A 12,644-nucleotide genomic window follows, 5' to 3' on the forward strand; every position below is an offset into this window, starting at 1 on the left:
TGTCCGATGAAGAGATCGTCGTCATTCTTGAGAGCCGCCAGGTGACCGGAGGATGGCGCAAAGGTGACGTCTCACCCCTTTGGCCGGGGCTGGACCCCGGTAGGCCCTGCCGATCGGGGGGAGTGAGTACGACCAGCGTATGAATGTGGCATAGGGTCCGATCCGGTTGCATGGTTCCCAGAGAGTTCCCAGGAACCGACGGCCGATCCGACGTCAGCAGAGGGGAGCGCCGGTGGGCGCCCAGCAGAGCAGGAGCCCGTGGCCGGGCACCCTGGCGGTCGGTGCCGCGCTCGTGCTGGGCGCGTGGTTGCTGCACGACGGCGGGACCACCGGGCTGCCCCCGGCCCCCGGCGCCGGACAGGCCCTCACCGGCTTCGCCCCGGTCTCCGTGGCGCCACCGCTCGGCCCCTCCCGGCCGACCCGAATCCGCATTCCCGCCGTCCGGCTCGACGCGCCGGTCACCGGCCTCGGGCTCGACCGGGACGGCCGCCTCCAGACCCCGCCGGAGGAGGACCCCAACCTGGCCGGCTGGTACCGCGACGGCGCCACCCCCGGCCAGCGCGGCACCGCCATCATCGCCGGACACGTCGACAACCACAGTGGTCCAGCCGTCTTCTACCATCTGGGCTCGCTGCACCGCGGCGACCGGATCGAGATCCTCCGCGAGGACGGCCGGACCGCCGTCTACCAGCTCTACGCCATCGAAGTGCACGACCGAAAGGACTTCCCGGACGACCGGGTGTACCGTCAGGCCGCCGACGCCCAGCTGCGGGTGATCACCTGCGGCGGCGGATACAGCGAGGACCGCGGCTACGAGGGCAACGTCGTCGCCTACGGCTTCCTGGCCGACACCACCCGCCCGGGGAAGAACGTATGACCACCGCCTCTCTCGCCCTGGCCTGGAACCCGATCGACTGGCCGCTCACCCACGGCCCGATCCCGTACGCCGTCCTGGCGGCCGGCTGGGGTTCCCTGCTGGTCCTCGCCCTGCTGGCGCGCAGCCGTACCTGGTGGCGCCGCCGGCTCCCGGCCGCCCTGCTCACCGCCGCGACGCTGAGCCTGCTCCTGGACGTCGTCGTCGACGGCTGGTGGCACCCGTTCCCCGAGGGCATCCCCCGCTACGTCACCTGGTGGATCGCCACCGCCCTGCTGGGGCTCAGCCTGGCGGGATTCCGGATGCCCGGCACCGGCCGCCGGCGCAAGCTGCTGGCCGCCGGCGCCGGGGCACTGGTGCTGCTGATGGCCTCCTCCCAGGTCAACCGCGGCTTCGGCCAGTTCCCGACCGGGCGGATCATGCTGGCGCCCTGGCTCTCCAAGACCCAGGAGCTCACCACGGACATGACCGCCAAGACCGTCAGCCCGCCGCCCGGCAAGGTGCTGGAGGAGGTCTGGCAGGCCCCGCCCGGCCTCCCCGAGAAGGGCACCGTCTCGGTCGTGCCGATCCCCGGCACGAAGTCGGGCTTCACCGCCCGCGACGCGTACGTCTACCTGCCGCCGGCCTACCGGGCCAACCCCCGGCCGCTGCTCCCGGTCGTGGTGCTCGTCTCCGGTCAGCCCGGCAACCCGGGGGACTGGGTGCTCGCGGGCCAGGTCAACGAGGCCCTGGACGCCTTCGCCGCCGAGCACAACGGCCTCGCGCCGATCGTGGTGATGCCGGATCAGCTGGGATCGGTCTGGAAGAACACGCTCTGCTTCGACTCCAGGATCGCCAACGTCCAGACCTATCTGTCCAAGGACATCCCGGACTGGGTGCACAGCCACCTCCAGGCGGCCACCGGCCGGCAGGCCTGGGCGATCGGCGGCGCCTCGATGGGCGGCACCTGCGCGCTCCAGCTCGCCGTCAACGCCCCCGAGGTCTACGGCTCCTTCCTGGACATGGCCGGCCAGCAGGAGCCGACCCTGGGCACCCGCGAACAGACCGTCAAGGAGGCCTTCGACGGTGACGCCTCGAAGTTCGACGCCGTCGACCCGCTGCAGGTGATGGCCCGCAAGCAGTTCCCGGACACCGCCGCCGCGATCGTGGTCGGCCGCACCGACGCGGAGTTCCGCCCCCAGCAGGAGAAGGTCTTCGCGGCGGTCCAGGCCGCCGGGATGAAGGCCAAGTTCGACCTGATGCCGGGCGCCCACGGCTGGGTCATCTTCCGGCCGGGCATCGTCGACCAGCTGCCCTGGCTGGCCCAGCAGACCGGGCTGATCCGGTGATCCGGCTCGGCGCGGCCCCGATGTCCTCACTGCTCGGCGAACGCGCGGCGCAGTCGTTGCGGGCGCGCGAGCGCGGGGAGGGAACGGGCGACGAGCAGGCGCGCCCGCGGGTCCCCGAGCAGTCGCACGGCGGCCACGGCGCCCCGGATCCCGGCGCCCCCGCGCCGCGCCGCCCGCAGCGGGTGGTGCGCGCGGCCGCCGGCTTCGGCAACCGGCTGGCCGCCCGGGTCGGCGCGGCCCCGCTGACCGTGGTGCTGCTGGTCGGCCTGTGGGCCGTCGGCGCCGCCACCCGCAGCCTCGACCACGGCCCGTCCGAGGCCCTGCTGGAGCGGGTCGGCACCGGTGTGCCGACCCTCGGCGAGGGCCGCTGGTGGACGCCGCTCAGCTCGCTCTTCTGGTGCTCCGGCGCCGGTTCCTACGTCGCCACCAGCCTGCTGCTGCTCCTGGTCGTCCCGGCCGCCGAGCACCGGCTCGGCGCGCTGCGCACCGCGGGGGCGCTGGTCGCCGGACAGCTGGCCGGCACCCTGGCCGGCACCGCTGTGGTCGCGGTCGGCGCACGGCTCGGCGAGCAGTGGACCGCCTCGGTCGTCGACCAGACCGCGGTCGGCCCCACGGCGGGCCTGTTCGGCCTGGCCGGTGTGCTCGGCTACCGGCTCACCGTGCTGTGGCGCCGCCGGCTGCACCTGCTGGTGGTGCTGGTGCCGCTGGTGATGACCCTCTACGTGGGCCACCTGCAGAGCGTCCAGCGCTTCGCCGGCGCCCTGGCCGGCCTGGCCGTCGGCGCGCTGCTCTCCCGCCGCCGCCCGCACCTGCGCTCCCACCGCTCCTCGCACACCGAGACCCGGGTGCTGATCGCGCTCTGCCTGGTCGCCGCCGCGCTCGGGCCGATGATCGCCTCGCTGTACGACAATGCGACCGGCCCGTTCAACACCTTCTCGGAGATCTACCTCTCGCACCGGCTCACCCCGGACGAGGTCGCGGACTTCTGCGCGGCCTCGGCGCGCGACTGCGCCCGCGCCCACGCCGTCGAGCGGATCTTCGACACCCCGGCCCGGCTGATGGCCACGCTCTTCCCGGCCCTGCTGCTGGTGCTGGCCGAGGGCCTGCGCCGCGGCCTGCGGCTCGCCTGGCGGATCACCGTCGTCACCGAGCTGCTCTGGACCTTCATGCTGCTCTGGCTGTTCAAGGAGACCGGCACCCGGGCGGGCGGCGTCGTCCAGTACTTCGTCGAGGCGCTGCTGCTGCCGCTGGTCACCGGCGGCCTGCTGCTGGCCACCCGCAAGCGCTTCCCGCTGCGGCTGCCGCGGGCGGTGCTCGGCCGGCTGACCGTCGTGCTCGGCGGCGCGCTGCTCGTCGCGGCCACCGCGTACACCGGGCTGGGCGTGCTGGTCGCCCGGCAGTTCGAGCCGGGCGCGACCTTCCGCGGACTGGTCGCCGGACTGCCGGCCCAGTTCCTGCCGCCCGCCTACAACGACCTGCTGCCCGACTACCCGATCGCCGTCGGGCCGCTGGCGCGCGTCCTGGAGACGTACTGCGGGCTGGCCTTCTGGGTGATCGCGCTGGTCGCGCTGCTGGTGGCCTTCCGCCGCCCGGTGGTGCACGTCGACGCCGAGGACGCCGCGCGGGCCCGCACCCTGCTCACCGAGCACGGCGGCGGGACGCTCTCCTTCCTCACCACCTGGGACGGCAACCACTACTGGTTCGACGAGGACGGCCGGGCGGCCGTCGCCTACCGGGTGCTGAACACCGTCGCGCTGACCACCGGCGACCCGTTCGGCGACCCGGAGGCGCGCGGTCGCGCGGTGGCCGGGTTCGCCCGGTACTGCGACGCGCGCGGCTGGACGCCCTGCTTCTACAGCGTCACCCCGGAGACCCGGGCCGCCGCCGGACAGCTCGGCTGGCGCTCGCTGCAGGTCGCCGAGGACACCGTGGTCGCGCTGCCGGACCTCGCCTTCACCGGCCGCAAGTGGCAGGACATCCGCACCGCGCTCAACAAGGCCGGCAAGCAGGGCATCACCGCCGAGTGGTGGTCCTACCACGAGGCGCCGCTCGCGCTGAAGGAGCAGATCCGGGCCATCTCCGAGGAGTGGGTCTCGGAGAAGGGGCTGCCCGAGATGGGCTTCACCCTCGGCGGCCTGGAGGAGCTGGACGACCCGGCGGTGCGGCTGCTGATCGCCGTCGACGAGGACCGCGCCGTGCACGGGCTGACCAGCTGGATGCCGGTCTACGAGAACGGCGAGGCGGTCGGCTGGACGCTGGACTTCATGCGCCGGCGCTCGGACGGCTTCCGCGGCGTCACCGAGTTCCTGATCGCCTCCGCGGCGCTCGGGTTCAAGCAGGAGGGCGCCCGCTTCCTCTCGCTCTCCGGCGCACCGCTGGCCCGCTCCGAGAAGGAGCCGCCGACCGGGCTGCAGAAGACCCTGGACTGGCTGGGCCGGGCGCTGGAGCCGGTGTACGGCTTCCGCTCCCTGCTCGCGTTCAAGGCGAAGTTCCAGCCGGAGTACCGGCCGATGTACATGGCCTACCCGGACCCGGCCGCGCTGCCCAGCATCACCCGGGCGATCGGCAAGGCGTACCTGCCGCACCTCACCCCGGCGCAGGGCGTGCGGCTGATGCGCAAGCTCTCGGCGTAGCGGCGCACGAGGCCCACCCCGCCCCGGGCCGAAGGCCACCGCCCCGGGCCGAAGGCCACCCGCCCCGAGCCGAAGGGGCGCGCCGGTGCCGAAAGGGAGAAGCGAGGGGGCGACGAAGGAGCGAGGGAGCGCCGACCGTCGGCGCCGGACAAAAGCGCCCCGGAGGCGAGCGGGCGACCAACACAGCAGCTGCCCGGGCCCCGGTCCCGGGCGGCCGCCGACGTGTGCCCCGCCGGGTCGCTCAGCCGAGCAGCTGGGCGAGGGCGCGGTCGGCGTCCAGGTGCAGGTGCTCCTCGCCCTCGGGGACGAGCAGCCGGCTGCGCCACAGGAAGCGCCGCAGGTCGGCGGTGTCGAACTGGACCAGCGCGATGCCCTCGGGCGCGCGCAGTTCGACCAGGGTGCGCCGGCCGAGCCCGGGCCGGACGTGGACGTCGCCGATGCCGGAGGGCAGCTCCAGGCCGGCGGCGAGCAGCCGGCGGGCGAAGACCCAGACGATGTCGGCGGCCCCCTCCCCGGGGCCGTCGGCCGGGTCGTCCAGCGAGAACTCCGAGGGGAAGGCCATCCGGACGGCGAGCGGGTCCTCCGGGCGGTAGGTCAGCGTGACCCGCAGCCGGACGGAGCGGTGGGGGGAGAGGACCAGACGGGCCTGGACGGTCTCTTCGGCGGTGGCGTGCACGGCGGTTCCCTTCTCTGGGTGCGAGGCCGGTGACGGCTGTGGGGTTGGGGCGGCCTCACCCGGAAGAGAGGCGGTCGAGGGGGTTCCGCTTACCGCGTTTTCGCAACTTTCCGAGGTGATCCACGTCACATCGATTTCCGGCCGCACCGACCGGCCCGAGGCCGCACGCGCGCCCCGCCCGGCCCCGCCGGGGCCGCCCGAACGCCCCCGGGCCCGGTAGGCTGGGCGGGTTGTCCGAACGCCGTCCGACCGTGGGTCGAGGCCGCAAAACCGCCTCTGACCTGCGATGATCCCCCCTCGGAGACCGTGAGTACTGCCGCCGCCTCGATGCCGCTCTTCTCCGACGCCCACGAGCCGGACGCGCCCGTCCGGGCCGTCGGCCATGCCGCGCCGACCTCCTCGCACCACCTGTCCCCGGCCTTCCCCGGCCGCGCCCCCTGGGGCACCGCGGGCAAGCTCCGGGCCTGGCAGCAGGGGGCGCTGGACAAGTACATCGAGAACCAGCCGCGCGACTTCCTCGCCGTCGCGACCCCGGGCGCCGGCAAGACCACCTTCGCGCTGACCCTGGCCTCCTACCTGCTCCACAACCACCTGGTGCAGCAGGTCACCGTGGTCGCGCCGACCGAGCACCTGAAGAAGCAGTGGGCCGAGGCCGCCGCCCGGATAGGCATCAGGCTGGATCCGGCCTACTCCTCCGGGCCGCTCTCCCGGGACTACCACGGCATCGTGGTCACCTACGCGGGCGTCGGCGTGAACCCGATGCTGCACCGCAACCGGACCGAGGCCCGCAAGACGCTGGTCATCATGGACGAGATCCACCACGCCGGTGACTCGAAGTCCTGGGGCGAGGCCTGCTTCGAGGCTTTCGAGCCGGCCTCCCGGCGCCTCGCGCTGACCGGTACGCCGTTCCGCTCGGACACCAACCCGATCCCGTTCGTCCAGTACGAGGCGGGCGGCGACGGCATCCGCAAGTCGGTCGCCGACTACACCTACGGCTACGGGCACGCGCTCGCCGACCACGTCGTCCGTCCGGTGATCTTCCTGTCGTACAGCGGCAACATGCGCTGGCGCACCAAGTCCGGCGACGAGCTGGAGGCCCGGCTCGGCGAGCCGATGACCAAGGACCTCATCGCCCAGGCCTGGCGCACCGCGCTCTCCCCGCAGGGCGAGTGGATCCCGTCCGTGCTCCAGGCGGCCGACCGCCGGCTCGGCGAGGTCCGCAAGGCGATCCCGGACGCCGGCGGCCTGGTGATCGCCACCGACCAGACGGTGGCCCGCGCCTACGCCAAGATGCTGCGCGAGATCAGCGGCGAGAAGGTCACCCTGGTCCTCTCCGACGAGGCCGAGGCCTCCCAGCGGATCTCCGACTTCTCGGCCGGGACCTCGCGCTGGATGGTCGCGGTCCGCATGGTGTCCGAGGGCGTCGACGTGCCCCGGCTGGCCGTCGGGGTGTACGCGACCTCGATCTCCACCCCGCTGTTCTTCGCCCAGGCCGTCGGGCGCTTCGTGCGCGCCCGCAAGCGCGGCGAGACCGCCTCCGTCTTCCTGCCGACCATCCCGATGCTGCTGGGCTTCGCCAACGAGATGGAGCTCCAGCGCGACCACGTGCTGGACCGGCCGAAGAAGGAGGGCGAGGGCCTCTTCGACGAGGAGGACCGGCTGCTCGCCGAGGCCGAGCGGGCCAACGACGGCCCGGACGGCGCGGGCGGCGAGGAGTTCTCCTACGAGGCGCTGGGCTCCGACGCGGTCTTCGACCGGGTGCTGTACAACGCCATGGAGTTCGGCATGCAGGCGCACCCGGGCAGCGAGGAGGAGGAGGACTACCTCGGCATCCCGGGCCTGCTGGAGCCGGACCAGGTGCAGATGCTGCTGCAGAAGCGTCAGCACCGGCAGATCCAGCGGAGCAAGGGCAAGCCGGCCGAGGAGGCCGACCTGCTGGAGCTGCCGGCCGAGCAGCGGCCGGTCGTGACGCACCAGGAGCTGCGCGAGCTGCGCAAGGAGCTGAACGCGCTGGTGGCCGCCTGGCACCACCGCACCAGCCAGCCGCACGGGACCGTCCACAACGAGCTGCGCCGCCAGTGCGGCGGTCCGCTGACCGCGCAGGCGACGGCCAATCAGCTGAAGGCGCGGATCGCCAAGATCCGGGAGTGGGCGAAGTAACGATCCGTCGGCGGGAGTCGGTGGCGCGGCAATAAAGGTCATATGACATTCGGGTATACGCGAAGGAATTGTGGAGACATTCGGTCGGATGATCGGCTAGTCTTCCGCGTGCCGCGCCGTCTCCGGGCCGCCGATGCCGCACGCTCCCCGTCCGGGGCCGGCCGTCGCAGCTCCCGGTGACTTCGGTCGGCACCTCACCGACCCGGGGGGACGCGACGCGCCGTCGTGCGTCCGGGCCTGTCTGTCTTTCAAGGAGCACACCGAACGTGTCGTACCAGCAGCCCTACGCCCAGCAGCCCGAGCTCTCCGACAAGTCGAAGGTCGTCGCGGGCGTCCTGACGATCCTGCTCGGTAGCCTGGGTGTCGGTCGCTTCTACACCGGCCACATCGGCATCGGCATCGCCCAGCTGCTGACCTGCGGCGGCCTCGGCGTCTGGTCGCTGATCGACGGCATCCTGTTCCTCACCAGCAACGACCGCACCGACGCCCAGGGCCGCCTGCTGCGCAGCTGAGCCTTGGTCACCTCCGTGAAGGCGAGCCGCCCCGGTCGTCCCGGCCGGGGCGGCTTCGCCGTGCCCGAGCGGCTGCGCACGGCATGGGCGCCGGTCGCGGTGCTGGTCGGCGGCGCGGCGGGCTCGGTGTACCTGTGGTCGCGCAACCCCCATCTGCCCGGGCAGGTGCTGCCGTTCTGCCCCTGGCGCAAGGTCACCGGGCTGGAGTGCCCCGGCTGCGGCGGTACCCGGATGGCCTACGACCTGATGCACGGCGACCTCGCCGCCGCCTGGCACGACAACGCGGCGCTGCTGCTCGCGCTGCCGCTGGTCGCCGCGGTGTACCTGGTCTGGCTGCGGCACGGTCTGGCCGGCCGGCGCTGGCAGCCGCCGCTCGGCCGGCGCGGCACGGCCGTGCTGCTCGGTGTGGCGACGGCCTGGACCGTCCTGCGCAATCTGCTCTGAGGCGACCCGGTGCGACCCGGCGCGGCCGACGCGACCCGACGTGGCCTGACGTGGCCCGATCCGTCCGGAACTCGGACTGTGGTCGAACTTGCGAACGCCTGGTCGGGGTTTTCTGTGCCGCTTTGACCCGGTTTGGTAGGGCGTGCGCAATTGATCTTGCCCGAATTTTGGACAAACACTTCCGCCGCCGCAATTACTTCACTACCTTTCCCACACGCTCTCCCGCCGGGCAACCCCCCGCGAGACGGGCGCCGCAGGGCCCCAGGACGTCAAGGACGACTCTCCGCGGCCCGAGCGCGGCCACCCCACCTGCGCGCGACACCTGAGTCCGGACCGGCCCGCCGATCCGCGACCCGCCGCGGAAAGGAATTGCGCGTCGTGACTGCAGAGACCTCCCAGACCCTGGACCGCGGTGTCCGGGTCCTCAAGCTGCTCGCCGACTCGGAACGCGGGCTCACCGTGACCGAGCTGGCGGCCCGCCTCGCCGTCAACCGGACCGTCGTCTACCGGCTGCTGGCCACCCTGGAGCAGCACGGGCTGGTCCGCCGGGACATCGGCGGCCGCGCCCGGGTCGGCCTGGGCGTCCTCCGGCTCGCCCACCGGGTCCACCCGCTGCTGCGCGAGGCGGCGCTGCCCGCGCTGCGCAGCCTGGCCGAGGACCTCGGCGCCACCGCCCACCTCACCCTGGTGGACGGCAACGAGGCGCTCGCGGTGGCGGTCGTCGAACCCAGCTGGACCGACTTCCACGTCGCCTACCGGACCGGGCTGCGCCACCCGCTGGGGGAGAGCGCGGCGGGCCGGGCGATCCTGGAGGCCCGGGCCTTCCCGAGCCAGCGCCGGCCGGAGCAGGGCTTCGTCATCACCCGGGCGGAGGAGCAGTCCGGGGCGTCCGGCGCGGCCGCGGCGCTGATCGGACTGAGCGGCATCGAGGGCAGCGTCGGCGTGGTGATGCTCAACGGCCTCGTTCCGGAGCGGGTCGGCCCCCGGGTCGTCGAGGCCGCCACCGAGGTCGCCGACGCGCTGCGCTGAGCGCGCGGGCCGGCGGGCGGGCCGTCCGGGTGGCCGTGTGCGTGCCCGCCGGGCGGCCCGGTGTGTTTGGATGCCTCTGTGTCCGACACCAAGCTGCCCCCGGCCCTCACCGCTCCCCGGACCCGCGCCCTCGCGCTCTGCGGCGCCCTGGTCACCGCGCTGTTCGGCGTGGCCGCCTTCGTCCCGCTGCCGTACACGCTGACCTTTCCCGGCGTGACCGCGGACACCCTCGGCAGCTACCAGGACCGGCCGGTGCTCACCATCACCGGCGCGCCGGTCCGCAGCACCGAGGGGCAGCTGCGGATGGTGACCATCTCGGCGACCAACCCGGGCGAGCGGAACACCTTCTGGCGCTCGCTGCAGGCCTGGTTCGACCCGGACGAGGCCGTCCGGCCCACCGAGACCGTCTACCCGCAGGGCGACCCGGCCAAGGCCGAGGAGGTCACCGCCCAGCAGATGACGCAGTCGCAGGACGCCGCCACCACGGCCGCGCTCTCCCACCTCGGGCTGTCACCCGCCCAGGTGAAGGTGAAGGTCGACCTCGGTGACATCGGCGGCCCGAGCGCCGGCCAGATGCTCGCGCTCGGCATCATCGACAAGCTCGCCGGGGACGGCAAGGGCGGCGACCTCACCGGCGGGCTGACCGTCGCCGGCACGGGGACCATCGACGACCAGGGCGTGGTCGGCCCGGTCGGCGGCGTGCCGCTGAAGACCCAGGCGGCGGCCCGGGACGGCGCGACCGTCTTCCTGCTGCCCAAGGACGAGTGCACGGACGCCAAGGTGAACACGCCCGCCGGGCTGCGGCTGGTGCCGGTCGGCACGCTGACGGAGTCGGTCTCCGCGCTGGAGGCGCTGCGCACCGGCGGGGCCGTGCCGGCCTGCTGAGCCCCGGCCCCCCGGCCGCCCGGCCCCGGTCACTCGACGGCGGCCTGGTCGACCAGCGGCAGGATCCGGTACGGCACCGGGTTCTCCAGCGCGATCGCCGTCGAGGAGCGGACGATCCCGTCGAAGCCGACCACCCGGTCGATCACCCGCTGCAGATCGGCGTTCGAGCGGGCCACGATCCGCACCATCATGTCGCCGTGCCCGGTGATGGTGTGCAGCTCCAGCACCTCCGGCACCGCCGCCAGGTGCGCGCGCACGTCCGCGCCCTGGCCCTGGGAGATCTCCAGGGTGGCGAAGGCCGTCACCGGGTAGCCGAGCGCCGCGGGGTCCACCTCCGGGCCGAAGCCGCCGATCACCCCGCGCGCCTGGAGCCGGTCCAGCCGGGCCTGCACCGTGCCGCGCGCCACCTGGAGCCGGCGCGAGCACTCCAGGACGCCGATCCGCGGCTCCTCGGCGAGCAGCCGGATCAGCCGGCCGTCCAGGGCGTCGATCGCGTCGTTGGTGCTTCCGGCAGGCCCGCCCGGCGCGACGGAATGTCCTTGTCCGGTGGGCGAGTTGGACGATCCGGGGGCGCCCGGCGAGCTGGCGGCGTGGGCGGGGGGCATCGAGGGCTCCGTCCTCCGGTGGGCATTGTGTACAGCGGTGCGCCCGATTCTCCCGCCCCGGAGCACAGCTTGACCAGGAGGAAACGGAACAGTTGCGCGGACGTCGGCTCGGCGCCACCCTCCAGCCACAACCCCGTGCGCCCGTCCCCACCCGGCGTCCCGGGGCGACCCGTGGTCCCGTACCCCGACCGGGAGGGCTGACATGACCGACACCGCCGCCGACCTCGTGCTGCTCGCCGACGGCCCGACCGGCCCCGGCACGCCCGAGCCCGGTCCGGCCGCCTTCGGCGCCGGCGCCGTGGAGGAGATCGGCCTGCTCCCGATGGGCCGCGCCGACGCGGTGGTCTTCGTGGTCGGCGACGCCGAGCGGGCGGCCCGCCGGTACGCGGTCGCGCTCGGGCTGCGCTGTACCGCGTACGCCGGGCCGGAGACGGGCGAGCCGGAGACGGTCTCCTACGTGCTGCGGGCGCCCGGGACCAGATTCGTGCTGACCTCGCTCGTCCAGGCGATCGGCCCGCGCGGCCGGGAACTGGCCGGGTACCTGGCCCGGCACGGCGACGGGGTGGTCGACCTCGCGGTCGCGGTGCCGGACGTCTGTTACGCCTACGACTACGCCGTCGACCGGGGAGCGGCCTCGCTCGCCGAGCCCTACGAGGTGCGGGACGCGTACGGCACCGTGGTGCTCGCCGCGATCGGGGTGCCCGGCGGGACCAGGCACACCCTGGTCGACCGCTCCCGGTACCGCGGGCCCTACCTGCCGGGCTACGTGCCCTTCGAGCGCTGGTGACCGGCCCCGGTCAGCGGACGGCGGTCTCGACCCTCGGGGGGTAGCCGTTCCAGGAGACGATCACCGAGTTGGCCTGGTCGTCCTTGGTGAAGTCCACCCGGAGCCACTGGGGGCCGTTCCAGACCTGCATCTGCCATCCCGAATCCGGGGTGGCCGAGACCAGCGAGGCCTGGTCCGGCTGGAGGTCCAGGGCGACCTTGCCGCCCGGGACGAGGTAACTGTGTACGGAGGACGTGGTGCTGCTGACCGGTGCCGGGCGGTGCGAGGTCGGTGCGGCGGCCGACGGGGTGGCGGCGGCCGTGGGCCTGGGCGGGGCCGCCGACGCCCGGGTGGTGGGCGGCGGCGCGGTCGGCCCGGTGCGGTCGGCCGACTGCGGCTGCGCCGCCGAGGGCGTCGGCACGGGTTTCGCGCCGCCGGCCGCCGCCGGCGAGGGCAGCGGCAGTGCGGTGGGCCGTTCGAACGCGGCGCCGGTCAGTACGGCGTGCACGCCGAACCACGACAGCGCCACCGCCGCCCCGGTGGCCGCCGCCCAGGCGCCGAGCTGTACCAGTCCGTTCCGCATCGTGCGCACATCCTGCCGTATCTCCCGGCGGCGCAGGTGGGCGCCCCGGTACTTCCACAGGGAACTTGCACAAGTGCGGTCGGCTCCCCGCGGACCGGTGCCGGCCAACCCGAGGTACAGACCATTCGGGGCCGATGGCGTACCGTGCA

At 73.8% G+C, this 12,644-nt stretch carries 12 protein-coding genes; 9 read left to right on the forward strand and 3 right to left on the reverse strand.

Going from position 1 to position 12,644, the window contains the following annotated elements; all coding sequences use genetic code 11:
- Positions 1-232: 232 nt before the first annotated feature.
- Genes ACFCLZ_RS24400 through ACFCLZ_RS24410 form a run of 3 tightly spaced genes read left to right on the forward strand, consistent with a single transcriptional unit; the run spans position 233 to position 4,835 of the window.
- Positions 233-877: a class F sortase gene (locus tag ACFCLZ_RS24400; RefSeq protein ID WP_380279245.1), complete on the forward strand. Its 645-nt coding sequence runs from the start codon at positions 233-235 to the stop codon at positions 875-877.
- Positions 874-2,202: an alpha/beta hydrolase gene (locus tag ACFCLZ_RS24405; protein WP_380279247.1), complete on the forward strand. Its 1,329-nt coding sequence runs from the start codon at positions 874-876 to the stop codon at positions 2,200-2,202. Before ACFCLZ_RS24400 ends, ACFCLZ_RS24405 begins: the two co-directional genes overlap by 4 nt.
- A gap of 20 nt (positions 2,203-2,222) precedes the next feature.
- Positions 2,223-4,835, forward strand: coding sequence for a bifunctional lysylphosphatidylglycerol flippase/synthetase MprF (locus ACFCLZ_RS24410; protein WP_380279248.1), 2,613 nt, complete (start codon positions 2,223-2,225; stop codon positions 4,833-4,835).
- 241 nt (positions 4,836-5,076) lie between these two features.
- Here ACFCLZ_RS24410 and ACFCLZ_RS24415 read toward each other — a convergent pair whose 3' ends face one another.
- A complete protein-coding gene (locus ACFCLZ_RS24415) occupies positions 5,077-5,511 on the reverse strand; it encodes an SsgA family sporulation/cell division regulator (RefSeq protein ID WP_380279250.1) in 435 nt (144 codons plus the stop codon).
- A 327-nt stretch (positions 5,512-5,838) separates the two neighbouring features.
- On the opposite strand from ACFCLZ_RS24415, the gene ACFCLZ_RS24420 reads away from it, so the two are divergent.
- The 5 genes from ACFCLZ_RS24420 (at position 5,839) to ACFCLZ_RS24440 (ending at position 10,541) form a co-directional block, all read left to right on the forward strand.
- Complete coding sequence (locus ACFCLZ_RS24420) at positions 5,839-7,671, forward strand: DEAD/DEAH box helicase (protein WP_380286260.1); 1,833 nt, start codon at positions 5,839-5,841, stop codon at positions 7,669-7,671.
- A 266-nt stretch (positions 7,672-7,937) separates the two neighbouring features.
- A complete protein-coding gene (locus tag ACFCLZ_RS24425; protein ID WP_350564126.1) occupies positions 7,938-8,183 on the forward strand; it encodes a TM2 domain-containing protein in 246 nt (81 codons plus the stop codon).
- Between the two features lie 15 nt (positions 8,184-8,198).
- A complete protein-coding gene (locus tag ACFCLZ_RS24430; protein ID WP_380279251.1) occupies positions 8,199-8,627 on the forward strand; it encodes a DUF2752 domain-containing protein in 429 nt (142 codons plus the stop codon).
- 378 nt (positions 8,628-9,005) lie between these two features.
- Positions 9,006-9,656: an IclR family transcriptional regulator gene (locus ACFCLZ_RS24435; RefSeq protein ID WP_380279253.1), complete on the forward strand. Its 651-nt coding sequence runs from the start codon at positions 9,006-9,008 to the stop codon at positions 9,654-9,656.
- Between the two features lie 78 nt (positions 9,657-9,734).
- Positions 9,735-10,541, forward strand: a complete 807-nt coding sequence (locus ACFCLZ_RS24440) for a S16 family serine protease (protein ID WP_380279255.1) — start codon at positions 9,735-9,737, stop codon at positions 10,539-10,541.
- 29 nt (positions 10,542-10,570) lie between these two features.
- On the opposite strand, the gene ACFCLZ_RS24445 is transcribed toward ACFCLZ_RS24440, so the two are convergent.
- Positions 10,571-11,146 (reverse strand): Lrp/AsnC family transcriptional regulator, encoded by a 576-nt coding sequence (locus tag ACFCLZ_RS24445; protein ID WP_380279257.1) that lies wholly within the window; start codon positions 11,144-11,146, stop codon positions 10,571-10,573.
- Between the two features lie 202 nt (positions 11,147-11,348).
- Here ACFCLZ_RS24445 and ACFCLZ_RS24450 point away from each other — a divergent pair, with 202 nt between their 5' ends.
- Positions 11,349-11,933: a VOC family protein gene (locus ACFCLZ_RS24450; protein ID WP_380279259.1), complete on the forward strand. Its 585-nt coding sequence runs from the start codon at positions 11,349-11,351 to the stop codon at positions 11,931-11,933.
- 10 nt (positions 11,934-11,943) lie between these two features.
- Here the strand turns inward: ACFCLZ_RS24450 and ACFCLZ_RS24455 are convergent, their stop codons facing one another.
- Positions 11,944-12,495, reverse strand: coding sequence for a hypothetical protein (locus tag ACFCLZ_RS24455; protein WP_380279261.1), 552 nt, complete (start codon positions 12,493-12,495; stop codon positions 11,944-11,946).
- Positions 12,496-12,644: the final 149 nt, after the last annotated feature.

This window comes from Kitasatospora purpeofusca (assembly GCF_042691725.1).
GTDB lineage: Bacteria > Actinomycetota > Actinomycetes > Streptomycetales > Streptomycetaceae > Kitasatospora > Kitasatospora purpeofusca_B.